The sequence below is a fragment of the Dorea sp. AM13-35 genome (assembly GCF_003473885.1).
Taxonomy (GTDB): domain Bacteria; phylum Bacillota; class Clostridia; order Lachnospirales; family Lachnospiraceae; genus Dorea_D; species Dorea_D hominis.
Genome location: NZ_QUCZ01000012.1, coordinates 1 through 26,286, shown reverse-complemented (window position 1 = coordinate 26,286; position 26,286 = coordinate 1). Strand labels below are relative to the sequence as shown.

Annotated in this window: 16 protein-coding genes, 2 pseudogenes and 1 riboswitch; of the genes and pseudogenes, 16 read left to right on the top strand and 2 right to left on the bottom strand. The window is 40.9% G+C overall.

Translation table 11 applies throughout. The features are described 5' to 3' along the window. The first annotated feature begins 29 nt into the window (after window positions 1-29). The 6 genes from lgt to recO all read left to right on the top strand — a co-directional run bounded on the left by lgt (window position 30) and on the right by recO (window position 11,563). Window positions 30-938: a prolipoprotein diacylglyceryl transferase gene (lgt, locus tag DW152_RS12245; RefSeq protein ID WP_021859911.1), complete on the top strand. Its 909-nt coding sequence runs from the start codon at window positions 30-32 to the stop codon at window positions 936-938. Window positions 939-1,020: 82 nt separating this feature from the next. After that, window positions 1,021-4,557: a pyruvate:ferredoxin (flavodoxin) oxidoreductase gene (nifJ, locus tag DW152_RS12240; protein ID WP_021859912.1), complete on the top strand. Its 3,537-nt coding sequence runs from the start codon at window positions 1,021-1,023 to the stop codon at window positions 4,555-4,557. A 188-nt stretch (window positions 4,558-4,745) separates the two neighbouring features. After that, window positions 4,746-4,915: riboswitch (Lysine riboswitch) on the top strand. 121 nt (window positions 4,916-5,036) lie between these two features. After that, on the top strand, window positions 5,037-6,671 hold the full coding sequence (locus tag DW152_RS12230; protein WP_117538238.1) for a Na+/H+ antiporter NhaC family protein: 1,635 nt from the start codon (window positions 5,037-5,039) through the stop codon (window positions 6,669-6,671). 133 nt (window positions 6,672-6,804) lie between these two features. Continuing rightward, a complete protein-coding gene (locus DW152_RS12225) occupies window positions 6,805-9,753 on the top strand; it encodes an insulinase family protein (protein ID WP_118288744.1) in 2,949 nt (982 codons plus the stop codon). After that, window positions 9,746-10,642 (top strand): GTPase Era, encoded by an 897-nt coding sequence (era, locus tag DW152_RS12220; protein ID WP_118288743.1) that lies wholly within the window; start codon window positions 9,746-9,748, stop codon window positions 10,640-10,642. The genes DW152_RS12225 and era overlap by 8 nt, the downstream gene beginning before the upstream one ends. Before the next feature lie 177 nt (window positions 10,643-10,819). Next, entirely contained in the window at window positions 10,820-11,563 is a 744-nt protein-coding gene (recO, locus tag DW152_RS12210; RefSeq protein WP_021859917.1) for a DNA repair protein RecO, read from the top strand. Window positions 11,564-11,631: 68 nt separating this feature from the next. On the opposite strand, the pseudogene DW152_RS13835 reads toward recO, so the two are convergent. Then, window positions 11,632-11,859, bottom strand: a pseudogene (locus DW152_RS13835) (penicillin-binding Tp47 domain C-containing protein); the annotation flags it as partial. A gap of 240 nt (window positions 11,860-12,099) precedes the next feature. On the opposite strand from DW152_RS13835, the gene DW152_RS12200 reads away from it, so the two are divergent. From DW152_RS12200 to DW152_RS12185, 4 genes and pseudogenes are all read left to right on the top strand, one after another. Next, window positions 12,100-13,188 (top strand): FAD:protein FMN transferase, encoded by a 1,089-nt coding sequence (locus tag DW152_RS12200; RefSeq protein ID WP_243059941.1) that lies wholly within the window; start codon window positions 12,100-12,102, stop codon window positions 13,186-13,188. 20 nt (window positions 13,189-13,208) lie between these two features. Further along, window positions 13,209-13,421, top strand: coding sequence for a hypothetical protein (locus tag DW152_RS12195; RefSeq protein WP_021859919.1), 213 nt, complete (start codon window positions 13,209-13,211; stop codon window positions 13,419-13,421). A gap of 41 nt (window positions 13,422-13,462) precedes the next feature. After that, window positions 13,463-13,876, top strand: a pseudogene (locus tag DW152_RS12190) (FMN-binding protein); the annotation flags it as partial. 55 nt (window positions 13,877-13,931) lie between these two features. Then, complete coding sequence (locus tag DW152_RS12185; RefSeq protein WP_021859921.1) at window positions 13,932-15,332, top strand: glycine--tRNA ligase; 1,401 nt, start codon at window positions 13,932-13,934, stop codon at window positions 15,330-15,332. A gap of 159 nt (window positions 15,333-15,491) precedes the next feature. Here the strand turns inward: DW152_RS12185 and sstT are convergent, their stop codons facing one another. Further along, window positions 15,492-16,730: a serine/threonine transporter SstT gene (gene sstT / locus DW152_RS12180; RefSeq protein ID WP_117538244.1), complete on the bottom strand. Its 1,239-nt coding sequence runs from the start codon at window positions 16,728-16,730 to the stop codon at window positions 15,492-15,494. A 366-nt stretch (window positions 16,731-17,096) separates the two neighbouring features. On the opposite strand from sstT, the gene tdh reads away from it, so the two are divergent. From tdh to DW152_RS12150, 6 genes are all read left to right on the top strand, one after another. After that, window positions 17,097-18,137, top strand: coding sequence for an L-threonine 3-dehydrogenase (gene tdh, locus DW152_RS12175; protein WP_117538279.1), 1,041 nt, complete (start codon window positions 17,097-17,099; stop codon window positions 18,135-18,137). Window positions 18,138-18,158: 21 nt separating this feature from the next. Further along, the gene (locus tag DW152_RS12170) at window positions 18,159-19,361 is read left to right on the top strand and encodes a glycine C-acetyltransferase (RefSeq protein ID WP_021859923.1); all 1,203 of its coding nucleotides are present in this window, start codon (window positions 18,159-18,161) and stop codon (window positions 19,359-19,361) included. Window positions 19,362-19,650: 289 nt separating this feature from the next. Continuing rightward, window positions 19,651-21,048 (top strand): aminopeptidase, encoded by a 1,398-nt coding sequence (locus tag DW152_RS12165; protein WP_117538246.1) that lies wholly within the window; start codon window positions 19,651-19,653, stop codon window positions 21,046-21,048. 103 nt (window positions 21,049-21,151) lie between these two features. Then, window positions 21,152-23,776 carry a pyruvate, phosphate dikinase gene (gene ppdK / locus DW152_RS12160; RefSeq protein WP_118288740.1) on the top strand — a complete coding sequence of 875 codons (2,625 nt, stop codon included), beginning with the start codon at window positions 21,152-21,154 and terminating at the stop codon, window positions 23,774-23,776. A 144-nt stretch (window positions 23,777-23,920) separates the two neighbouring features. Beyond that, entirely contained in the window at window positions 23,921-24,601 is a 681-nt protein-coding gene (locus DW152_RS12155) for a hypothetical protein (RefSeq protein WP_118288739.1), read from the top strand. Window positions 24,602-25,029: 428 nt separating this feature from the next. Beyond that, entirely contained in the window at window positions 25,030-25,752 is a 723-nt protein-coding gene (locus DW152_RS12150) for a heavy metal-binding domain-containing protein (RefSeq protein WP_118288763.1), read from the top strand. Window positions 25,753-26,286 lie beyond the last annotated feature (534 nt).

Here is a 26,286-nt window from a genome sequence, read left to right as displayed (position 1 = left end):
GAAAAGTTAAGAAGGGAAGAAAACAGAACATGCATAAAACCATTGATTTTCCCAATCTTGGTATCCACTTGAAAAATGTGGGCAATCACATTTCTATAGGCGGTTTTGATATTGCTTTTTATGGAATAATTATTGGTCTGGGGATTCTGGCAGGAATCCTGATCGCAGCAGCCGAAGCGAAACGGACGAAACAGAATTCGGAGACCTATTTTGATCTGACACTTTATGCAGTCGTATTTGCGATTATTGGTGCGCGCGCATATTATGTGGTATTTTCCTGGAATATGTACAAAAATGATCTGAAAAGCATCCTGAATATCCGGGAAGGCGGTCTGGCGATTTACGGTGGTGTGATTGCAGCTGTGATTACAGTTGTTGTATTTGCAAAAGTTAAGAAATTATCGGCGGCGGTGCTGTTCGATACTGCCAGCCTGGGACTGGTGGCAGGACAGATGATCGGACGCTGGGGTAATTTCTTCAACCGGGAAGCATTCGGAGAATATACGAATGGCTTATTCGCAATGAAACTTCCGACGGATGCAGTACGCCCGTCGGATATTACTGATTTAATGCGCAGACATATGCAGTACAAAAATGGAACGTCATACATTCAGGTGCACCCGACATTTCTGTATGAATCACTCTGGTGTCTGATGGTGCTGTTCATCATGCTGTTATACCGCAGACACAAAAAGTTTAATGGAGAGGTATTCTTAGTCTATCTGTTCGGATATGGGCTGGGACGCGTATGGATCGAGGGACTCAGAACAGATCAGTTACTGTTTCCGGGCACATCGATTCCGGTATCGCAGGTACTTGCAGGAGCGCTTGTAATTGTTTCGGCATCACTGATTATATTCTGGCATATCCGGCAAAAAAGAATGGAAAATGAACAGGTTGTACAGGAAAAGGAACAAAATAACAGAGAGAATTACTAGACTTTTAAATATAATCGGACTATAATAAATATACACGTCAAAATACAGTGATATGTACAAAATTTAAGGAGGAACAACAAAAATGGCAAGAAAAATGAAGACCATGGATGGTAACCAGGCTGCAGCTCATGCATCATATGCATATACAGAAGTTGCTGCAATTTACCCTATCACACCATCATCTGTTATGCCAGAACATGTAGATGAATGGGCAACAGAAGGAAGAAAGAACATATTTGGACAGACTGTTCAGGTAACAGAGATGCAGTCAGAGGCAGGTGCTGCAGGAGCTGTACACGGATCTCTTTCCGCTGGAGCTTTAACAACAACATTTACAGCATCTCAGGGATTATTGTTGATGATTCCTAACTTATATAAAGTAGCTGGAGAACAGCTTCCGGGTGTATTTAACGTATCTGCTCGTGCACTTGCTAGTCATGCACTGAACATTTTCGGAGATCACTCAGATGTTTACGCCTGTCGTCAGACTGGTGCTGCAATGCTTTGCGAATCCAGTGTACAGGAAGTAATGGACTTAACACCAGTTGCACACTGTGCAGCATTAAAAGGAAAACTTCCATTCATCAACTTCTTTGATGGATTCCGTACTTCTCACGAGATCCAGAAAATTGAGACATGGGATTACGAAGATCTGAAAGATCTGGTAGATATGGATGCAATCGATGAGTTCAGAAATCATGCACTGAATCCAAATCATCCATGCCAGAGAGGTTCTGCTCAGAACCCGGATATTTTCTTCCAGGCAAGAGAAGCATGTAACCCATATTATGATGCTATGCCGGCAATCGTTCAGGAGTACATGGATAAAGTTAATGCTAAGATCGGAACAGATTACAAACTGTTTAACTACTACGGAGCTGCTGATGCTGAGAAAGTTATCATCGCTATGGGTTCTGTATGTGATACAATTGAAGAGACAATCGATTACTTAACAGCAGCAGGCGAGAAAGTCGGAGTTGTTAAAGTACGTCTGTACAGACCATTCTGCGCACAGGCACTCATCGATGCAATTCCGGATACTGTTAAATACATCAATGTACTTGACAGAACAAAAGAGCCAGGAGCACAGGGAGAGCCATTATACCTCGATGTTGTTTCTGCATTAAAAGGATCTAAATTCGATGCAATTCCGGTTAACGGAGGACGTTACGGATTAGGATCTAAAGATACAACACCTGCACAGATCGTTGCAGTATTTGAGAACGCAGACAAAGACAGATTTACAATCGGTATCAACGATGATGTTACAAATCTTTCTCTTGAAGTTGGTGCACCACTGGTTACAACACCGGAAGGAACAATCAACTGTAAGTTCTGGGGACTTGGAGCTGACGGTACCGTAGGAGCTAACAAGAACTCTATTAAGATTATCGGTGACAATACAGATATGTATGCACAGGCTTACTTCGATTATGACTCTAAAAAGTCTGGCGGTGTTACAATGTCTCACTTGCGTTTCGGTAAGAAGCCAATCAAATCTACTTACCTGATCCACAAGGCAAACTTTGTAGCATGTCACAACCCATCTTATGTTAATAAATACAATATGGTTCAGGAATTAGTTGACGGAGGAACATTCCTTCTGAACTGTTCATGGGATATGGAAGGTCTTGAGAAACATTTACCGGGACAGGTAAAAGCATTCATTGCTGACCATAATATCAAATTCTACACAATTGATGGTATCAAGATTGGTAAAGAGATCGGACTTGGCGGACGTATCAATACAGTCCTTCAGTCAGCATTCTTCAAACTGGCATCTATCATTCCGGAAGAAGAAGCAATCGATCTGATGAAGAAAGCAGCAAAAGCTACGTACGGAAGAAAAGGTGACAAGATTGTACAGATGAATTACGATGCAATCGATGCCGGTGCAAAACAGGTTGTTGAGATTGAAGTTCCGGAATCTTGGAAATCTTGTGAAGACGAAGGATTATTCACACCGGAAGTTAAAGGTGGAAAAGATGACGTTGTAGCATTTGTTAAGAATGTTCAGTCTAAAGTAAATGCACAGGAGGGTAATAACCTGCCGGTATCTACATTTACAGATTATGCAGATGGTTCTACACCGTCAGGTAGTGCAGCATATGAGAAACGTGGTATCGCAGTAGATATCCCGGTATGGCAGTCAGAGAACTGTATCCAGTGTAACCGTTGTGCATACGTTTGTCCGCATGCAGTTATCCGTCCGGTAGCTCTTACAGAGGATGAACTTGCAAAGGCTCCGGAAGGAACAAAAGCAATTGATATGATTGGTATGCCTGGAATGAAATTCACAATGACTGTATCAGCTTATGACTGTACAGGATGTGGATCTTGTGTAAACGTTTGCCCAGGTAAGAAGGGTGAGAAAGCTCTTGTTATGGCAAACATGGAAGAGAATGCTAAAGAACAGGATGTATTTGACTTCGGACGTGAGATCGAAGTAAAACCAGAAGTTGTAGCTAAATTCAAAGCTAACACTGTTAAGGGAAGCCAGTTCAAACAGCCACTGCTTGAGTTCTCAGGAGCTTGTGCAGGATGTGGAGAAACTCCTTATGCAAAATTGATCACTCAGTTATTCGGTGACAGAATGTACATCGCTAACGCAACAGGATGTTCTTCTATCTGGGGTAACTCTTCACCGTCTACACCATATACAATCAACGAGAAAGGACAGGGACCGGCTTGGTCTAACTCACTGTTCGAAGACAACGCAGAGTTTGGATATGGTATGTTGCTTGCTCAGAAAGCAATCAGAAAGAGACTGAAAGAAGAAGTAGAAGCTGTAGCTGCAAGCGACAAGGCTTCAGAGGCAGCAAAAGCTGCTTGCCAGGAATACCTGGATACATTTAACTGCGGAGTTACAAACGGAGATGCTACAGACAAATTAGTTGCAGCATTAGACGGATGTGACTGTGATACATGCAAAGATATTGTTAAAAACAAAGACTTCCTTGCTAAGAAATCCCAGTGGATCTTCGGTGGTGACGGATGGGCTTACGATATCGGATTCGGTGGAGTTGACCACGTGTTAGCAAGTGGTGAAGACATCAACGTCATGGTATTCGATACAGAAGTTTACTCTAATACAGGTGGACAGTCTTCTAAAGCTACTAAGACTGGTGCTACAGCTCAGTTCGCAGCAGGCGGAAAAGAAACTAAGAAGAAAGACCTTGCAAGCATGGCAATGAGCTACGGATATGTATACGTTGCACAGATTGCTATGGGTGGAGACTTCAACCAGACTGTTAAAGCAATTTCAGAGGCTGAGGCTTATCCGGGACCATCACTGATCATTGCATACGCTCCATGTATCAACCATGGTATCAAGAAAGGTATGAGCAAAGCTCAGACAGAGGAACAGTTGGCAGTAGAATGTGGATACTGGAACAACTTCAGATTCAATCCTGCAGCAGAAGGCAATAAGTTCACTCTGGACAGCAAAGAGCCTAAGGAAGAAGATTATCAGGCATTCCTTGACGGAGAAGTTCGTTACAATGCCCTGAAGAGAGCTAATCCGGAGAAGGCTGCAAGACTGTTCGCTAAGAACGAGGCTGAGGCTATGGAAAGATATGATTATCTGAAGAAACTGATCACTCTGTACGGAGAAGAATAAGATTTGACAAGAAAATCATAAAGCATATAAGAATGTGGCAGTCATTTATGGCTGCCACATTTTTGCATGTTATAGCGACGAGGAAAATCTGCCATTCTTGCGTGGCAGATTTTGACGATCACTGATAAAAAAATAATAGTTGTTGACATCAGCGAAGAAAAATGTAAAAATAGAGAATGTGAATAACAGAACTTGATAGAGGTGCGGATTTCATCAGTAAGGAAGAACGATAGTTTGGAAGACTGTTCTTTCAGAAAGGGGGATTTGCCGAAGGAGTCAGATATTCCGGATCTGATTTCTGGGACGCAGACAGAAGATGTTGCGTACTGTCACAGGAATGTGGAGCGCTATCACAGTATGAGAGTCGAAGAAGAGAATTTATATTTGAGAATTGACGATTATGCCATGAACGCGCAGAAAAGATGTGTTGTTCATGGTATTTTTTTGGCAAATAAAAGGAAGAAAAGAGAGGAAAAAAGATGAGAGCAAGAAAAAAAGTCTGGATGACAACCATGCTGTTGACTTTATCTGTTTTAGGAAGTTCACTGACAGTATTTGCTTCAGATGGAAAAGCAAAATATGTACCGGATATGTATGCGTCGATATATTCGTTAATTCCACCGGTGGTGGCAATCGTGCTTGCATTAATTACAAAGGAAGTGTACAGTTCCCTGTTTGTTGGTATTTTAATCGGAGGTGTTTTTTGGTCAGGGTTCCGGTTTGAGAAGACAATCACCCATGTATTCCAGGATGGTATCGTAGGAGTGCTGTCTGACAGCTATAACGTTGGTATTTTAGTATTTTTAGTTGTACTTGGAATTATGGTATGTATGATGAACAAAGCCGGAGGATCAGCAGCGTTTGGACGTTGGGCAAGTAAACACATTAAAACAAGAGTAGGTGCACAGCTTACAACAATTTTACTTGGAGTACTGATCTTCATTGATGATTATTTTAACTGTCTGACAGTCGGAAGTGTTATGAGACCGGTAACGGATCAGCATAATGTATCCAGAGCAAAGCTGTCTTATCTGATCGATGCAACTGCAGCGCCGGTTTGTATCATTGCACCGATTTCTTCATGGGCAGCGGCAGTAACCGGATTTGTAAAAGGAGAAGACGGATTTTCAATCTTTATCCGTGCAATTCCTTATAATTTCTATGCGATCCTGACAGTTGTAATGATGGTAGCAATCGTAGTCCTGAAGTTTGATTACGGCCCGATGAAACTGCATGAGAAAAATGCAGTAAAAGGCGATCTGTATACGACAGAAGACAGACCATATGCAACAGCAGAAAATGAGATGGAAGAAGGAAAGGGAAACGTAATCGACCTTGTTCTTCCGATTCTTGTATTGATCGTATGTTGTATTATCGGAATGATCTATACCGGTGGTTTTTTCAGTGGAACCGGGTTTGTGAAAGCATTTTCGGGAAGTGATGCATCGGTTGGACTGATGCTTGGAAGTTTCTTCGCATTTATTATTACAGTTATCTTTTATGCAGTGCGAAGAGTATTATCTTTCAGCGATTCCATGTCCTGTGTACCGGAAGGATTTAAGGCGATGGTTCCGGCTATCCTGATCCTGACATTTGCATGGACTTTAAAGGCAATGACAGACAGCCTTGGGGCAGCTGAATTTGTTGCAAATGGAATGCAAAAAGCAGCCGGAGGACTGGTAAGTCTACTGCCTGCAATTATCTTCCTGGTAGGATGTTTCCTTGCATTTGCAACCGGAACTTCATGGGGAACTTTCGGAATCCTGATTCCGATTGTTGTAGCTGTATTTTCGGGAACGAATGAGCAGATGATGATCATCTCTATTTCAGCATGTATGGCTGGAGCTGTATGCGGAGACCACTGCTCACCGATTTCCGATACGACGATCATGGCGTCGGCGGGTGGCCAGTGTAATCATGTCAATCATGTAACGACACAGCTTCCGTATGCGATTACAGCAGCGATTGTTTCATGCGTATCTTATGTAATCGCCGGATTTGTGAGAAATCCATTTATCTGTCTGCCGGTTTCTATCGTGCTGATGATCGGCACACTGCTGGTGATTCGCCAGGTTACACGAGAGCCGGATTATGGTGATCTGAGCAAATATTAAACGAAAACCAGATAAGGGATATAGAAAAGTGAGGTGATATCGCCTCACTTTTGTTATTTCTTTGTATAGAAAGAAAAAAGATGGTATAATAATCAGATAGAGTGTGCAATGAAAGGAGTCGAAGAGAGCTTATATGAATAAAAATGATGTGAAGGCTTATGAATTACTGCAGACAAAGGAATTAAAAGGAATCCATTCTGTGGGATATTTACTCAGACATAAAAAAAGTGGGGCGAGAGTCCTTTTAATAGAGAATGATGATGACAACAAAGTGTTTCAGATCGGATTTCGTACACCACCGTCGGACAGCACCGGTGTACCACATATTATGGAACATTCTGTATTGTGTGGATCAAAGAATTTCCCGGCAAAAGATCCATTTGTAGAACTGGTAAAAGGATCATTGAATACATTTCTGAATGCGATGACATATCCGGACAAGACCGTATATCCAGTCGCAAGTTGCAACGACAAAGACTTTCAGAACCTGATGCATATTTATATGGATGCTGTGCTTTATCCGAATATTTATAAGCATGAGGAGATATTCTGCCAGGAAGGCTGGAGCTACCGGATGCCTTCAAAAGATGAGCCGCTGACGTATAATGGTGTCGTATACAATGAGATGAAAGGTGCATTTTCCTCTCCGGAAGGTGTGCTGGATCGAGTAGTACTGAATACATTGTTTCCGGATACATCCTATGCAAATGAATCCGGTGGAGATCCGGACGTGATTCCGGAACTGACTTATGAACAGTTCCTTGATTTCCACAGAACTTATTATCATCCATCCAACAGCTATATTTATCTGTATGGAAATATGGATATGGCAGAGAAGCTGAACTGGCTGGATGAGATGTATCTGAGCAAATTTGAAGCGAAAGAGATCGATTCAGCAATCCGCCTGCAGAAGCCGTTTGCAGAGATGGCTGAAAAGGAGCTAACGTACTCTATCGGCAGTGAGGAGTCGGAAGAAGAGAATACCTTCCTGTCTTATAATAAAGTTATTGGAACAAGTCTTGATCCGAAGCTATATCTTGCTTTTGAGATTCTGGATTATGCATTGTTATCAGCGCCGGGTGCACCGCTGAAACAGGCATTGACGGACGCAGGAATCGGAAAAGATATTATGGGATCTTATGACAATGGTATTTATCAGCCGATCTTTTCTGTAATTTCTAAAAATGCAAATGCAGACCAGAAGGAAGCATTTGTTGCGAAGATTGAAGATGTGTTTACAGATCTTGTTAAGAATGGAATTGATAAGAAAGCGTTGGAGGCGGGGATTAATTATCAGGAATTTCGTTATCGTGAAGCGGATTTTGGAAATTATCCGAAAGGACTTATGTATGGCTTACAGATGATGGACAGCTGGCTGTATGATGACAATGAACCGTTCATGCATATTGAAGCACTGGATACATTTGAATTTCTGAAAGAACAGATCGGGACCAGGTATTATGAAGAACTGATCCAAAAATACATCCTTGATAATACGCATGGTGCGGTCGTAGTTGTAAAACCGGAGAAGGGACGCACAGCAAAACTGGAGAAAGAATTAGAAGATAAACTGGAATCATATAAGCAGAGTTTAAGTGAAGAGGAGCAGGAACAGCTGGTTGTAAATACGAAGGCACTGGAAACTTACCAGTCAGAAGAAGATTCGCCGGAAGATCTGGAGAAGATACCGGTTTTAAAAAGAGAAGATATTTCCAGAAAAATCCAGCCGATTATTAATGAAGAGATGAGGCTTGCGGATGTGCCGGTTATTTTCCATGAAATTGAAACGAACGGAATTGGATATGCAGATATTCTCTTTGATATGTCGGATGTGCAGGAGGAAGACCTTCCGTATGTTGGTATTTTACAGTCAGCGCTTGGCGTGATCGATACGAAGAAACATGGATATGGAGAACTTTTTAATGAGATTAACATGCATACTGGTGGTATTGCAACATCATTGGAATTATACAATGATGTTACAAAAGTAAAGGAAAAGGAATTTAAAGCTACATTTGAGATCAAAACGAAAGCCTTATATGACAAGCTCCCGTTTGCATTTGATATGATGAGTGAGATCCTGACAGAGTCCTGCCTGGATGATACAAAGCGTATGAAAGAAATCCTTGCCATGTTAAAATCCAGACTTCTGATGAAGTTCCAGTCTTCCGGGCATACAACGGCAGCACTTCGTGCATTGTCTTATGCATCTCCGTCAGCGAAACTTAAAGATATGACAAATGGCGTAGATTTCTTCCGCAAGGTAGACTGGCTGGATACACATTTTGAAGAAGAGAAAGAACATTTATCGGAAAAATTAAAAGAACTGTCAGTGAAGCTGTTCCGGGCAGATCGTATGATGCTTAGTTACACAGCCGCAGGCGAAGGTTTGAAGGGCTTTGAAAAAATGGTACAGTCTCTGAAAGACAGATTGTATACAGAGCCGGTGGAAGAGACACCGTGCATTATTCACTGTGAGAAGAAGAACGAAGGATTCCGTACTGCTTCCAAAGTACAGTATGTGGCAAAAACCGGTAATTTTATTGAACGGGGAGAAGAATATACAGGAGCATTACAGATATTAAAAGTAATCTTAAGTTATGAATATCTGTGGCAGAATATCCGTGTAAAAGGTGGTGCATATGGCTGTATGAGCAACTTTAACCGTATCGGTGAAGGTTATTTTGTCTCTTACCGTGATCCGAATCTGAAGCGGACACTGGATGTGTATGAAGGTGTTGTAGATTATGTGAAGAATTTTACAGTTTCTGACCGTGATATGACGAAATACATTATCGGAACGATGAGCAATCTGGATCAGCCGATGACGCCTTCTGCAAAAGGTGAACGTTCCATGAATCTTTATATGAATAAAGTAAACGAAGACATGGTTCGGAAAACAAGAGAAGAAGTACTGGATGCAACGCAGGAGGATATCCGCAGGCTGGCACCGGTACTGGAAGCAATCCTTTCGGCAGAGCAGATCTGTGTTATTGGAAGTGAAGAAAAGATTGAAGAAGCAAAAGACCTGTTCCAGACAGTGACAAGTTTCCAGAATGAAGGGGAAAAGGAAGATGAATAATAAATATAAATCAGGATTTGTAACTCTGATCGGACGTCCGAATGTTGGAAAGTCCACACTAATGAATTATCTGATCGGCCAGAAGATCGCGATCACATCCAAGAAACCGCAGACGACAAGAAACCGGATTCAGACTGTACTTACAAGAGAAGATGGACAGATTATTTTCGTCGATACACCAGGAATCCACAAAGCAAAAAATAAACTTGGAGAATATATGGTAAATGTTGCAGAACGGACGTTAAATGAAGTAGACGTTGTTCTATGGCTTGTAGAACCGACAACATTTATCGGAGCAGGAGAGCAGCATATTGCCAGCCAGCTTAAGAAGGTAAAGACGCCGGTTGTACTTGTTATCAATAAAACAGACAGTGTAAAGAAAGAAGATATCTTACCTGCAATTGCAGCATATAAAGATGTGTATGATTTCGCTGACATCGTGCCGGTGTCAGCAAGGAGCGGAGATAACACGGAAGAGTTGTTGAAAGTAGTGATGAAATATCTTCCTTACGGACCACAGTTCTATGATGAAGATACGATTACAGACCAGCCGGAGCGTCAGATCGTAGCTGAACTGATCCGTGAGAAAGCACTGCACAGTCTGAATGAAGAGATTCCACATGGAATCGCAGTTGCGATTGATCAGATGAAAAAACGCGGAAAAGTTATGCATATTGACGCAACGATTATCTGTGAGAGAGATTCGCACAAGGGGATAATTATTGGAAAACAAGGAAATATGTTGAAAAAAATCGGAAGTACTGCCCGTTATGAGATTGAAAAAATGCTGGATTGCCAGGTAAATCTCAAGCTTTGGGTAAAAGTAAAGAAGGACTGGAGAGACAGTGAGTTTTTGATGAAAAATTTTGGATACCGGGAAGAAGAATAGGAAAGGGTATCTTCTGGAGAACCTAATCTGTAAATACCAGATGAGGTGAGAAGATGGAAGAAATGTACTGGGACCGTTTCCGGAAGACGGGGAAGATAACCGATTATTTATATTACCGGGGCATGCAAATCTGTGCATGTGCAGAGAAAGAACAGAACCGGAAAGGTGAGAAAGAATATGAATCAGATTACGGTGACAGGCATGGTGCTTGCTCAGACGTCGATAGGAGAATATGACAGACGTGTAGTAATTCTGAGTAAAGAAAGGGGCAAGATCGCAGCATTTGCCAGAGGCGCGAGAAGACCAAACAGCGCACTGGTCGGTGTGACAAGCCCTTTCTCTTTTGGACAGTTTACTGTATATGAAGGGCGTACATCGTATACGCTGGTGTCGGCGTCCATTTCCAATTATTTTGAAGAACTGCGCACGGATGTAGAGGGCGCTTATTATGGCTTTTATTTTATGGATTTAGCAAATTATTATGCGAGAGAAGCCAGTGATGAGACTTTGTTACTGAAGCTTTTATATCAGACATTTCGTGCACTTGTGAATACCAGAATCCCGAATCAGCTGATCCGTTATATTTATGAATTAAAGGTCATCAGTATTAATGGAGAAGGGCCGCAGGTGTTTGAATGTATCGGTTGCGGGGACAGAGAACAGGAGAAAGTATTCAGTATCCGCCGTGGTGGTCTTTTATGCCGACAGTGTGCCGCTCATGTGACGGACGGAAGAAAACTGAGTGCTTCTACGCTGTATGCAATGCAGTATATCATAGCCTCACCTGTGGAGAAGCTTTATACGTTTCTTGTGAAGGAAGATGTGCTGAAAGAGCTGGGAGACGTTGTGACAGCGTATATGGCAGAGTATCTTGGAAAATCATTTAAGTCACTGGAGATTCTGGAGACGTTGATTATGTAAATTGAAAATCGCCTGGATCTGAAAAGGATCCGGGCGATTTTGGCGACAGGGGAAATATTTATTCTGGAACCAAGAGCTCCATAACCATTTCCGTTAAAGTCAACTCTTAAGAATTCACTGTAAGCACCATCTGCCGGTTTTACAGTCGTTTCGATATCAGATGCTGTCAACTGTGCAGTATCTGCGATTCCGGAATCTGTTCCAGTCTGGCGTGCACTAAAGGTAAAAGAATCGGTAGAAGCATTGTAAGCAGCTGTTTTCAGACCGTTTGTGTTCTCTGTTACATTGGCTTTCAGATTATCATAAGCACTTAAATCCTTCTTGAAAAAATAGTAGTTAGCTTACGCTAACAAAAAGAATAACAGCTATTGAGAAAAGTCGCAATAAAATACAGAGAAAATGAGAGATGTTATCAAAATACAACTTAGCCTTGGCAGATAGGAAAAAAAAATATACAATAAGAGAGTTGAACAGATAAGACCGCGGATAACAGAAGGAATTCGTTGAATGATAAAAATAAAGAGGATTATATAAATATGAAAAAACAGGAATATATATACAGATGTATGCAAAAATATGTGAAACGGGCAGCGGCGGTATTCGTAATCGGATGTATGGTGACGGGACTTGCGACCGGCTGTAGTACAAATGGCAAATCAAAAGGCAGTCAGGCATCTCTTTTAAAAGAACAGACAAGAGAAGTATTTGCGATGGACACTTATATGACACTCAAAGCATATGGCAAAAATGCCGGAAAAGCGCTGGATGCTTCTGTGAAAGAGATTGAACGGATTGAAAATCTGGTATCTACCGGGAAGAAGACGAGTGAGATTGCCAGGATCAATCAGAATGGTTCAGGAAAAGTTTCTGAAGATACGATGAAATTGATCTTAAGATCAAGAGAGTTATATGAAGATACAGACGGCGCATTTGATATCACTGTGTATCCGGTGATGGAAGCATGGGGATTTACGACAGAAAAATACCGGATACCGGGCAAAACAGAACTTCAGAAACTTCTTGCCAATATGGATGCAGATAAAATTATCTGTGATGAGAAGAAAGGTACTGTAAAACTGGATCAAAAAGGAATGAAGATTGATCTTGGAGGAATTGCCAAAGGATATACTTCCGGCCGCGTTATGGAGATCATGAAAAAATATGGCGTGAAAAATGCCGTAATCAGCCTTGGCGGCAATGTACAGACGCTGAACAGCAAGCCGGATGGTTCCGCATGGCAGATTGCCGTGGAAGATCCACAAGACAAATCCAGTTATATTGGAGTATTGTCTCTTCGAAATCAGGCGGCGATTACATCGGGTGGCTATGAACGTTATTTTGAAAAGAATGGAAAGAAATATCATCATATCATTGATCCGAAGACCGGATATCCGTCAGAAAATGGATTGTCTTCGGTTACGATCGTTTCAAAAGATGGAACGCTTGCAGATGGACTGTCAACCTCGCTCTTTATTATGGGCAGAAAGAAAGCAACAACTTACTGGAAGAAACATACACAGGCATTTGATACTGTTATGGTGGAAGATGACGGAACAATCTGGGTGACGGAAGGAATTGCAGATGTGTTTTCCGGTGACAGTGGATTCAAAGTTATTCACAAATAAAGAAAAGGATAGGGTAGAGTATGAAAATTCTGAAAAAATTACAGATGATAAAACCGGTACTTCCGGCAATGTTACTTGGAATTTTCGTTATAGTGGCTGTCACCGGATACAGACCGGATGCAGGAACAGATTCCGATGGAGGAAGTTGGGTGCATAAGATTCTGGCAGCAGGAAAGCAAACGACAGAGTCCCAGACAGTGAAAGCCGGGAAAAAGGTAAAGGTTTTGATCTAAAAGATGGAAAATACACAGGCTCTGCAAATGGATATGGTGGAAAGATCACGGTGACCGTAACGATCAAGAATAAAAAGATTGTGAAGATACACATTGACAGCTCGCCGGGAGAAACGACTTCTTTCTTCAATCGTGCAAAAACGCTGACAGATCTGATGCTCCGGCAGCAGAGTACTGATGTAGATGCAGTATCAGGAGCAACCTACAGTTCCAAAGGAATTATCGGTGCAGTGAAAAATGCGTTGTATGGAACAAAATCGACAACGAAACAGGCGCCTGCATCTTTCGGGGGAAAAGGCAAGGCGAAAAAGGTCGCAAAGGTTACAGAAACCGGCAACTGTTTTCAGCATGTTCTGCTGTCCGGCGAATGTTTTGCATGTGGAAAATGTGCAGAACGGTGTCCGAGAAGAAATGCAGAACGACCGTTTCCGGGAAAATACTTGAAAAGCAAATAGTAAAAATGTATAATAAGGTACAATTACTATATTATAGAAGGCGAGGATAAGGGATATGGTAGAGAAAACTATGGACAAAATCGTAGCACTGGCAAAATCAAGAGGATTTGTATATCCGGGATCAGAGATTTACGGCGGGCTTGCGAATACATGGGACTATGGTAATCTTGGAGTAGAACTTAAGAACAATGTAAAGAAAGCATGGTGGCAGAAGTTTGTACAGGAGTCTCCATACAATGTTGGTGTGGACTGTGCAATTCTGATGAACCCACAGACATGGGTAGCAAGTGGACATCTTGGAGGATTCAGTGATCCTCTTATGGATTGTAAAGAGTGTCATGAGCGTTTCCGTGCAGATAAGATTATTGAGGACTATGCACATAAGAACGGGCTGGATATTCCGGACAGCATTGACGGATGGAGTCATGAGCAGATGGAAGGCTACATTGCAGACCATAACATTCCATGTCCGACCTGTGGAAAGCATAATTTTACAGAGATCCGTGAGTTCAACCTGATGTTTAAGACATTCCAGGGCGTAACAGAAGATGCAAAAAATGTTGTTTATTTAAGACCTGAGACAGCACAGGGAATTTTTGTAAACTTTAAGAATGTACAGCGTACATCCAGAAAGAAACTTCCATTTGGTATCTGCCAGATTGGTAAGTCATTCCGTAATGAAATTACACCTGGTAACTTTACTTTCCGTACAAGGGAGTTTGAGCAGATGGAGATGGAATTCTTCTGTGAGCCGGATACAGACCTTGAATGGCATGCATATTGGAAGAAGTTCTGTCTTGACTGGTTAGAGCAGCTTGGCTTAAAAGAAGAAGAAGTCCGTTATCGTGATCACGATCCGGAAGAGCTGAGCCATTACAGTAAAGCGACAACAGATATTGAATTCCTGTTCCCGTTCGGATGGGGAGAGTTATGGGGTATCGCAGACCGTACAGATTTCGACCTGACACAGCATCAGAATGTATCTAAACAGGATATGACTTATTTTGATGATGAGAAAAAAATCAAATATATTCCATATGTTATCGAACCGTCACTTGGAGCAGACCGTATGGTACTTGCATTCCTTTGCAGTGCTTATGATGAGGAGAATATCGGAACAGAAGAGAAGCCGGATGTCCGTACAGTACTTCATTTCCATCCGGCACTTGCACCGATTAAGATTGGTATCCTTCCGTTGTCCAAGAAACTGAATGAAGGCGCAGAGAAAGTATATGAGATTTTAAGAAAGAAATATAACTGCGAATATGATGACCGTGGAAATATCGGTAAACGCTACCGTCGTCAGGATGAGATTGGAACACCATTCTGTGTAACTTACGATTTTGATTCTGAGGAAGACGGAGCAGTTACTGTTCGTGATCGTGATACGATGGAACAGGAGAGAATTAAGATCGAAGATCTGGAAGCTTATTTCGCAGAGAAGTTTGAGTGGTAAGATTTAATAAGAGAATGCGTGGTTTCATAGAAAATCGTTAATAGAAAGGCTGCGGCATCTGATAAGATGCCACAGCCTTTCTGGCACTGTTAATGATAAAGGGAAGGCACTTGCCTGTGCAAGTCCTTCCCGACTGATAATCAAACCTAAGTAATTGTTTTAGATGTTTGCTTCTTTACTATAACGTTCTGGATGAAGTCTTCTGTCACGGAGCTCAGCAGCGGCTGTAAACAGAACGTCTGTAGAGGAGTTCAGACCTGTCTCACAAGAATCCTGGATTACACCAACAATGAAGCCGACACCAACAACCTGCATTGCAATATCAGAAGAGATACCAAACAGGCTGCATGCCATAGGAATCAGAAGCAGAGAACCACCGGCAACTCCGGAAGCTCCGGCAGCGCTGAGTGCGGCAAGAACACACATGATCAGTGCAGTTCCAAAGTCTACAGATACACCAACTGTATTGGCTGCGGATAATGCCATAACAGAGATTGTAATAGCAGCTCCAGCCATGTTGATTGTTGCACCAAGAGGAATGGATACGGAGTATGTATTCTCATCCAGTTCCATCTCTTCACAAAGCTCCATGTTAACTGGAATATTGGCTGCAGAACTTCTGGTGAAGAATGCAGTGATAAAGCTTCTTACCAGACATTTGAATACAAGCGGATATGGATTCTTGCGTGAGCAGAAGAATACGATCAGTGGATTCATAATCAGTGCTACAAATGCCATACTTCCAACAAGTACAAGAATCAGTCTTCCGTAAGATAATAATGCCTTGAGTCCGGATTCGGAAATAACATTGAAAATCAGTCCCATGATTCCGAACGGAGCACAGCTGATTACCCATTTTACTGCGGTTGACAGAGCATTGGAAAAATCATCTAACAGATTCTTTGTTGCAGGAGATGCAGCTTTGAGTGCGATACCAAAGATACATGCCCATGCAAGAATACCGATATAATTCGCATTTACGATAGAAGCAATCGGATTGGACACAACATTGAGCAAAAGATTCTTTAATACTTCGCCTACTCCGCTCGGAGGAGTAACATCTTCTGTGGCTGCTTTTCCAAGAGTTAAAGTAACTGGGAAAAGACGGCAGGCTATAACTGCAACAAGTGCTGAGAAAAGGTTACCAAGCATATAAAGAGCTACGATAAAGCCCATGTTTGTCTTCTGCCCCTCGCCCATGTGAGCAAGTGCGCTCATAACAAGAAAGAAGACAAGAAGCGGAGCAATCGCTTTTAAAGCTCCGACAAATAAATCTCCAAGAATTGCAATAACAGTTACTTTTGGAATGCAAAGCCCAAGAATGATACCAACGATCAGACCGCACAGGATTCTTAATACAAGGCTTATGCTGTTCCATTTCTGAATTAAGTTTTTCATAGATCCCTTCCTTTTGCAGGTAAAAACCTGCATCCTCTCTTTCTTTTGTAATATGTTCCCCGATAGATACATCGAGCATGGAGAAGTAGGCGGTTCTTCCGTAGTGCTTTTCCATGCTCAACCTGCTGTAACGGGTTTTATTATAAAGAATAGACTATGGTTTGTAAATAGATTTCACAGAAAAAACTGTTGAAAAAGACAAAAAAAACACATAAAATGTGAAAAAAATGTCAATGTGCACAAAAAAAGCAAGAAAAAAGTTGTATATAGAGAGAAGAGGTGTTATAATGAGACAGCAAAATAAAAATTGTCGGGGGGACAATAGAAAACGGGAGGTTTAATACTGTGAGCGTACAAAATGATGGAATGATGTGGGCACTTGTAAAAGAAAAACCAGAAGTTGGATTATGGATGAAGAGAGTTCCGATTCCGGAAGTGGGACCGAATGATGTGAAGATTAAGATCCACAAGACAGCAATCTGTGGAACAGACGTACATATTTATCAGTGGAATGACTGGGCACAGCATACAATTCCGGTCGGACTTACTGCAGGTCATGAATATGTAGGTGAAGTTGTAGAAGTAGGACCGGGTGTGAAAGGATTCAAGATCGGTGACCTGGTATCCGGAGAAGGACATATTACATGTGGTAAATGTCGTAACTGTCTGGAAGGACACAAAGAGAACTGCAAGGATGCCAAAGGTGTCGGCGTGAACAGAAACGGAGCATTTGCAGAATATCTCGTAATCCCTGCATCTAATGTATGGCCGTGCAATCCGAATATACCGGAAGAGATGTATGCAATTTTTGATCCGTTTGGTAATGCAACACATACAGCGCTGTCTTATGATATGCTTGGTGAAGATGTACTGGTTGCAGGTGCAGGACCAATTGGTATCATGGCAGCAGCAATTGCCAAATTTGCAGGTGCAAGACATGTTGTTGTAACAGATATGAACCAGTATCGTCTGGATCTGGCTAAGAAACTGGGTGCTACCAGAACAGTAAACTTAAAAGAAGAAAAATTATCCGATGTTTTAAAAGAAATCGGCATGACAGAAGGATTTGATGTGGGACTTGAGATGTCCGGATCACAGGCAGGTCTTCATGACATGATCCATAATATGAAGCACGGTGGTAACATAGCACTGCTTGGATTACAGAGAACAGATGCAACAGTAGACCTTGAGACAGTAATCTTCAACGGACTGAATATTCGTGGAATCTACGGAAGAAAAGTATGGGATACATGGTATAAGATGTCTACGATGTTACAGGCAGGTCTGGACATTTCCGAAATTATCACACATCGTTTTGATATCAAAGACTACGAAAAAGGTTTTGAGGCAATGATTTCAGGACAGTCTGGTAAAGTAGTTCTTGACTGGGCACATGTGAATGACTAAGAAGAGAGGTAGAGAAGAAAGATGGCACGTAAAGATGATATTTTAAATATTTATACAAAAGAAGTAGAAGGCATCAAAGAGGCAGGACTGTTTAAAGGAGAAGCTCCGTTTGTTTCTCCGCAGGGTGCACGTGTGACGATGGAAGATGGAAGAGAACTTCTGTGTATGTGTGCGAACAACTATCTGGGACTTGGAGACAATCCAAGACTGATCGAAGCTGCAAAGCGTACTTATGATGAGAAAGGATACGGAGTTGCATCTGTTCGTTTCATCTGTGGTACACAGGATATCCATAAAAAGCTGGAGAAGAAGATTTCTGATTTTTTAGGAACAGATGATACAATTTTATATTCTTCATGTTTCGATGCAAATGGTGGATTATTTGAGACAATCCTGACAGCAGACGATGCAGTTATCAGTGATGAGCTGAACCATGCATCTATCATTGACGGTGTACGTCTTTGCAAAGCAAAACGTTTCCGCTATAAGAATAATAACATGGAAGATCTGGAATCTAAGTTAAAAGAGGCAGATGAAGCCGGAGCAAGAATCAAACTGATCGCAACAGACGGTGTATTCTCAATGGACGGAATTATCTGTAACCTGAAAGGTGTATGTGATCTGGCTGACAAGTACAATGCACTTGTTATGGTAGATGACAGCCATGCTGTAGGATTTGTAGGAAAGACAGGACGTGGAACTGCTGAACATTGTGGAGTGGAAGGACGTGTAGATATTATCACAGGTACTCTTGGAAAAGCACTTGGTGGAGCATCCGGCGGATATACATCAGGACGTAAAGAGATCATTGACCTGCTTCGTCAGAGAAGCCGTCCGTACCTGTTCTCCAACTCTCTTGCACCGGCTATCGCAGGCGCAAGTATTGAACTTTTTGATATGTTAGATGAGAGTACAGAGCTTAGAGATCACCTGGAAGAAGTTACAGCTTACTACAGAAAAGAACTTGTAGATAATGGCTTTGATATTATTCCGGGAACTCATCCATGTGTACCGGTTATGTTATACGACGAGAAGACTGCAGCAGAATTTGCACAGCATATGATGGAAAAAGGTGTTTATGTTGTTGCATTCTCTTATCCGGTTGTTCCGAAGGGAAAAGCAAGAATCCGTACACAGGTATGCGCAAGCCATACAAAAGAAGATATTGATTTCATCGTAAAATGCTTCAAAGAAGTAAGAGAAGAGATGGGATTGAACAAATAATATGGTATAATCCGATATATCAGACCGGGCAGAGCAAAATTAACGTTTGCTCTGCCCGGTTTTTGTGTATAATAGACAGGGAAGGATTCCCTGTCTATTATACACTCCGTGAAGGTGTGCAGAAATTCGAAGAGGAAAATGTCTGCAAGACAGACTCGAATTTCGCACCAGGACTCTAGAGCGAGCCCTGAACAGAACAGGGAAGGATTCCCTGTCTATTATACACTCCGTGAGGGTGTGCAGAAATTCGAAGAGGAAGAATAACAACTTGTGGAAGGAGCTTAAAATTATGATACGAAAAAATGCATGGAAATCTTATACAGATAGCCAAAAACAAGAATTAAACACGATCAATGAAAAATATAAAGCATGTCTGAATGCCGGAAAAACAGAGCGCGAATGTGTGAAACTTGCAGTAAAAATGCTTGAAGAAAAAGGCTATCAGTCGCTGGAAACATATAAGACAGCAAATAATAAACTGAAAACCGGTGATAAGATTTATGCAGTATGTATGGGAAAAAGTATTGCAGCATTCCAGATTGGAAAAGAGCCGCTGGAAAACGGAATGAACATTCTCGGTGCACATATAGATTCACCGCGTATTGATGTAAAACAGAATCCGCTGTATGAAAATGAAGAGCTGGCTTATCTGGATACCCATTATTATGGCGGAATTAAGAAATATCAGTGGGTAACCCTTCCGCTGGCATTACACGGTGTTGTAGCAAAAAAAGATGGAACAGTTGTAGAAATCAGCCTTGGTGAAAAGGAAGACGATCCCGTATTTGTAGTGACAGATCTTCTGATCCATCTGGCGGGAAAACAGATGGAGAAAAAAGCGAGCGCTGTTGTAGAAGGTGAAAAACTGGATTTGCTGTTCGGAAGCTGTCCGGTAGAAGAAACCCCGGATCTGGACACAGAAGAAAAAGAAGCAGTAAAAGAAAATGTACTTCAGCTTTTAAAAGAATATTATGACGTAGAAGAAGAGGATTTTGTATCCGCAGAGCTGGAAATCGTACCGGCTGGGAAAGCAAGAGACTGTGGAATTGACAGAAGTATGATCCTTTCTTATGGGCAGGATGACCGTGTGTGTGCATTTACTTCATTATTTGCAATGCTGGATGTAGAAGAGACAGAGCGTACGGCATGCTGTATCCTGGTAGATAAAGAAGAAATCGGAAGTGTGGGTGCAACAGGTATGCATTCCAGATTTTTTGAAAATGTAATTGCTGAGCTGGTTACACTGGAAAGTAGCGAATCCGATCTGAAAGTGAGAAGAGCGCTGCAGAATTCCTGCATGTTATCTTCTGATGTAAGTGCGGCATATGATCCGATGTATGCAGAAGCCTTTGAAAAAAGAAGTTCGGCATTTTTCGCAAAAGGGCTTGTATTTAATAAATTTACCGGTGCAAGAGGAAAGAGTGGATCCAATGATGCCAATGCAGAATATCTTGCAAAGATCCGTCAGGTAATGGATGCGGGAGAAGTTGCATACCAGTTTGCTGAACTTGGAAAAGTAGATGAAGGTGGCGGCGGAACAATTGCATACATTATGGCAAACTACGGAATGCAGGTTATCGACAGTGGTGTTGCGGTACTCAGTATGCATGCGCCATGGGAAGTGACAAGCAAGGCAGATGTGTACGAAGCATACAGAGGATATAAAAGCTTTCTTATAAAAATGTAGTTTTGTGTCGTGAAAGTTAATGCTGACACTTGACGAATAATAGCAAAACCAGTAAAATAGATGTGCGACTTAGAAAAAATTAGTTTTAGGAGGTCATGACAAAATGGCAAAATGGGTTTATATGTTTACAGAAGGTAACGCAACCATGAGAAACCTTCTTGGTGGAAAAGGTGCGAACCTTGCTGAAATGACAAACTTAGGTCTTCCGGTACCACAGGGCTTCACAGTAACAACAGAAGCTTGTACACAGTACTACGAAGATGGCAGACAGATCAACGATGAGATCATGGGCCAGATTATGGAAGCAATCGACAAGATGGAAGGAATCACAGGTAAGAAATTCGGAGACAAAGAGAATCCGTTACTTGTATCTGTTCGTTCCGGAGCAAGAGCTTCTATGCCTGGTATGATGGATACAATCCTGAACCTTGGATTGAACGAAGAAGTTGTAGAGACACTTTCAAAAGCTTCTGGAAATCCACGTTGGGCTTGGGACTGCTACAGAAGATTCATTCAGATGTTCTCTGACGTAGTTATGGAAGTTGGTAAGAAATACTTCGAAGAGCTGATCGACAAGATGAAAGCTGACAGAGGTGTTAAACAGGACGTTGAACTGACAGCAGAAGATTTAAAAGAACTTGCTAACCAGTTCAAAGCAGAATACAAAGAGAAGATCGGTGCAGACTTCCCGTCTGATCCGAAGGAACAGTTAATGGAAGCAGTGAAAGCTGTATTCCGTTCATGGGATAACCCAAGAGCTAACGTATACCGTCGTGACAATGATATCCCGTATTCATGGGGAACAGCTGTTAACGTACAGATGATGGCATTTGGTAACATGGGAGATGACTGTGGAACAGGTGTTGCATTTACTCGTGACCCTGCTACAGGAGAGAATGGTCTGTTCGGTGAGTTCCTGACAAACGCTCAGGGCGAGGACGTTGTTGCCGGAGTTCGTACACCAATGCACATTTCTGAGATGGAAGAAAAATTCCCAGAGGCATTCGTACAGTTCAAACAGGTATGTGAGACACTGGAAAAACACTATAGAGATATGCAGGACATGGAGTTTACTGTAGAGCACGGTAAATTATACATGCTGCAGACACGTAATGGTAAGAGAACAGCGAAAGCTGCTCTGAAAATTGCTTGTGATCTTGTTGATGAAGGAATGAGAACAGAGGAAGAGGCTGTTGCAATGATCGATCCTCGTAACCTTGACTCTCTGCTTCACCCACAGTTCGATGCTGCTGCACTGAAAGCTGCAACACCGATGGCTAAAGCACTTGGAGCATCTCCGGGAGCTGCTTGTGGTAAGATCGTATTCACAGCTGATGATGCTGTAGAATGGGCTGCAAGAGGAGAGAAAGTTGTTCTTGTACGTCTTGAGACTTCACCGGAAGATATTACAGGTATGAAATCTGCTCAGGGTATCCTGACAGTTCGTGGTGGTATGACATCTCACGCAGCCGTAGTTGCTCGTGGAATGGGTACTTGCTGTGTATCTGGTTGTGGAGACATCACAATGGACGAAGCAAACAAGAAATTTACACTTGCCGGTAAAGAATATCATGAAGGAGATTGCATCTCTCTTGATGGTTCTACTGGTAACATTTATGACGGAATCATCCCGACTGTAGACGCTACAATCGCAGGTGAGTTCGGAAGAATCATGGGATGGGCTGATAAGTACAGAACTATGAAAGTTCGTACTAATGCTGATACACCGGCTGATGCTAAGAAAGCTCGTGAGCTTGGTGCAGAAGGTATCGGACTTTGCCGTACAGAGCATATGTTCTTCGAAGGCAACAGAATCGATGCATTCCGTGAGATGATCTGTTCTGAGACAGTAGAAGAAAGAGAAGCAGCACTTGCTAAGATCCTTCCGGAACAGCAGGGAGACTTCGAAAAATTATATGAGGCACTGGAAGGTAACCCGGTTACTATCCGTTTCCTTGATCCACCGCTTCATGAGTTCGTTCCTACAGAGGAAGAGGACATTAAGAAATTAGCTGATGCTCAGGGCAAGACTGTTGAGCAGATCAAAGCTATCATCGATGGACTTCACGAGTTCAACCCAATGATGGGACATCGTGGATGCCGTCTTGCAGTTACATATCCAGAGATTGCTAAGATGCAGACAAGCGCTGTTATCCGTGCAGCAATCAATGTTAAGAAAGCTCATCCGGATTGGAATGTTAAACCGGAGATCATGATCCCGCTTGTTGGAGATATCAAAGAGCTGAAATACGTTAAGAAATTCGTAGTTGAGACAGCAGACGCTGAGATCGCAGCAGCAGGAAGCGACCTTGAGTACGAAGTTGGTACAATGATCGAGATCCCAAGAGCTGCTCTTACAGCTGATGATATCGCTAAAGAAGCTGACTTCTTCTGCTTCGGTACTAACGACTTAACACAGATGACATACGGATTCTCTCGTGATGACGCTGGTAAGTTCTTAGATGCTTACTATGATGCTAAGATCTTCGAGAATGATCCATTTGCTAAGCTTGACCAGACAGGTGTTGGTAAACTGATGAACATGGCTATCGAATTAGGTAAGCCGGTTAATCCGAACCTTCACGTTGGTATCTGTGGAGAGCACGGTGGAGATCCATCTTCAGTTGAATTCTGCAACAAGATTGGTCTTGACTATGTATCTTGCTCACCATTCCGTGTACCGATCGCTCGTCTTGCAGCAGCACAGGCAGCAATTAATCAAAAGTAGGATACTGTTTTTGAGATAAATTAAATATGAAATTCTAAATTGAATTTAGTATGACTAAAAGCTCTGATGACTAGTTGATAATATTGGTTGTCAGAGCTTTTTGCATTTTTATCGTTATCAAAACAAAGAGAGAGAAGGAGAAGCATGAAGAAAAGAAGATATATTACAAAAATACTTGTATTTATTCTTGTATTAGGAATAAGTTTTGTTAATATAGGTTCGTTTGATGTAGAAGCAGCAGCTAATAATAAGGAAGAAAAAAAGGCAAAAAAAGTAGTTACAGCATATATGCATAATGCGAAAGTTTATAACCCAGATAAAATGAAAAAATACTTTATTAAAAAGCCTAAATATGCATATGCAAAATATTTTGTAAAATTATTTAGAGGGAAAAATAAAAAGTATCTTACATATAAAATAAAGTCTGTGGCAATAAAAAACAAAAAGGGTATTATAAAAGTTAAAGTGACACAACCAGATTATTATGTTGCCTTTCTATTAGGAACGGATAATTATCTTTGCTGGTTTAGTGATTATTATGATATACATGATAAATATCCAGCTACGAAAACAGCTGGGAAAAAATATCGTAAGTATATAAAAAAATCTGTGAAGGCTCACGGAATGGATACCGTAACCAGAACTGTGAAATTCAAAATGAAAAAAACAAAAAAAGGATGGAAAATTGTTAAAGGAACAAAATCTATAAGAGATATTGCTTCAGCACAACTTAATAGAGCAACTGATGATGCCTATTGGTGTTTTGAAAATGATGAAAATATATATGATTATATAGATGATTATGAAGAAGAATACGGTGATTAAAGAGAAGTTTATGGAAAGAAGATTAGCTTAGTAGTTTTAATTTTTAATGCTAACTTATGAAAAGATGAAAGATAATTATATTATGGAATTTACTAGGAATATTCAAAAGAAATAGCTTGTCAAAATTATGGAAGAAAATAGTATCTAAACGGTACTAGGTAATTGCGAAAATTAAAATACAGTTGATGTGGATAACTTTAATGTTTTCAACGAAGTTATAGGCTTTGTAAGGAACGAAATAAGAATGGTTATTAAAAGCTACTCGATCAAAAGAAGTTATTCACATTTCTATTGGTATTGAAGAGTGTATTTAACTGATCTTTTTGAGAAAGATAGTGATTTATCAAAATCAAATAATTCAGTATTTTCAATAGGTTCAGAGCTTCATAAAAGACTAGTTAAATAAATATGAGTGAGGTATTGAAAAAATGGCAAAATGTTGTTGTATATGTGGACGAAAATTAGGAATATTTGGAGAAGAAAGATACAAACTAGCAGAGGAATACATAGCATGTTATAGTTGTGCACAAATATTTCGCAAATTGAAAGAGTTTGATGATAAAAAAATTATAGATAAATATGAAAAAGAATTGTTGGGTAGATTAGATGAAAACAATGCATCGCAAGAGGTGAGAAATCTTGTTGAAAATGAAATAGAAAATATAAAACGTGTAAAATATGAAGCAGAAAAGAAAAAAGAATTAGAAAAACAACGTAAAGAACAATCTATAAGAAAAAGAAATGAGTTTATGGTAACAACTGGATACAACTTTGAAGGATATACTATAAAAAAATACTTGAATTTAGTTCACGGAGAAAATGTATTAGGCACAGGAATGTTTAGTGAAGCATCAGCATCTATAGCTGATATATTTGGAACTTCATCAGAGGAATTTGGAAAAAAGATTTCCAAGGCAAAAGAAGACGCACAAGAAAAAATGATTATTAACGCATTGATGTTGGGAGCAAATGCTATAATTGGAATTGATTTTGATATTACTACTTTTTCAAATAATATAATAGGGGTATCTACAAATGGTACGGCTGTAATTATAGACACTAATGTATGCCCTAATTGCGGAAAGAAAGTTTTGGAGAATGAGTCATTTTGTACCTCCTGTGGAACAAAGATAGAAAAGGAGACAAAGTAAAATGAAATGGTGTACGAATTGTAGAGCCAACTTGTACAACAGAGGGAAGCAAGTAATACTTTAACATCAAAGTCTATAACAAAACATGCAGGAAAGAAGAAATATTATGTCAGAATTCGTACATATAAAAAAGTATCCGGAAAGAATTATTATTCTGCATGGAGTAAATCCAAGACTGTAAAAACAAAATAGTGAAAAATGAGATCGCCTTACACTTGAGAAAGTGTAGGGTGATTTTTTTATATAAATAATGAACAAATTATTAGTGATAATACTGATGCTTAGAGTGTAACCTGTGTGATGGAAGTTATATAAGTAAGTTGATTTACATTGCAAAGCATAACGAATCAGTCTTATCTATTTTATTCATCAGTATCCCTCTTTTAAATATCATACAAAAGGATACTGTACATTAACCAGTGAGTAAATCGGATATATATAGATATGAGAATTATAACTGAGTTTTAGTATTATGCTAAATATGATTATTCCGGGGCTCTCTGAGCCACCTGTCCGGACTTTGAGAGCCACCTG

Coding starts and splice junctions, on each gene's coding strand:
- lgt (WP_021859911.1), top strand. CDS start 30: ATGCATAAAACCATTGATTTTCCCAATCTTGGTATCCACTTGAAAAAT.
- nifJ (WP_021859912.1), top strand. CDS start 1,021: ATGGCAAGAAAAATGAAGACCATGGATGGTAACCAGGCTGCAGCTCAT.
- DW152_RS12230 (WP_117538238.1), top strand. CDS start 5,037: ATGAGAGCAAGAAAAAAAGTCTGGATGACAACCATGCTGTTGACTTTA.
- DW152_RS12225 (WP_118288744.1), top strand. CDS start 6,805: ATGAATAAAAATGATGTGAAGGCTTATGAATTACTGCAGACAAAGGAA.
- era (WP_118288743.1), top strand. CDS start 9,746: ATGAATAATAAATATAAATCAGGATTTGTAACTCTGATCGGACGTCCG.
- recO (WP_021859917.1), top strand. CDS start 10,820: ATGAATCAGATTACGGTGACAGGCATGGTGCTTGCTCAGACGTCGATA.
- DW152_RS12200 (WP_243059941.1), top strand. CDS start 12,100: ATGAAAAAACAGGAATATATATACAGATGTATGCAAAAATATGTGAAA.
- DW152_RS12195 (WP_021859919.1), top strand. CDS start 13,209: ATGAAAATTCTGAAAAAATTACAGATGATAAAACCGGTACTTCCGGCA.
- DW152_RS12185 (WP_021859921.1), top strand. CDS start 13,932: ATGGTAGAGAAAACTATGGACAAAATCGTAGCACTGGCAAAATCAAGA.
- sstT (WP_117538244.1), bottom strand. CDS start 16,730: ATGAAAAACTTAATTCAGAAATGGAACAGCATAAGCCTTGTATTAAGA.
- tdh (WP_117538279.1), top strand. CDS start 17,097: ATGATGTGGGCACTTGTAAAAGAAAAACCAGAAGTTGGATTATGGATG.
- DW152_RS12170 (WP_021859923.1), top strand. CDS start 18,159: ATGGCACGTAAAGATGATATTTTAAATATTTATACAAAAGAAGTAGAA.
- DW152_RS12165 (WP_117538246.1), top strand. CDS start 19,651: ATGATACGAAAAAATGCATGGAAATCTTATACAGATAGCCAAAAACAA.
- ppdK (WP_118288740.1), top strand. CDS start 21,152: ATGGCAAAATGGGTTTATATGTTTACAGAAGGTAACGCAACCATGAGA.
- DW152_RS12155 (WP_118288739.1), top strand. CDS start 23,921: ATGAAGAAAAGAAGATATATTACAAAAATACTTGTATTTATTCTTGTA.
- DW152_RS12150 (WP_118288763.1), top strand. CDS start 25,030: ATGGCAAAATGTTGTTGTATATGTGGACGAAAATTAGGAATATTTGGA.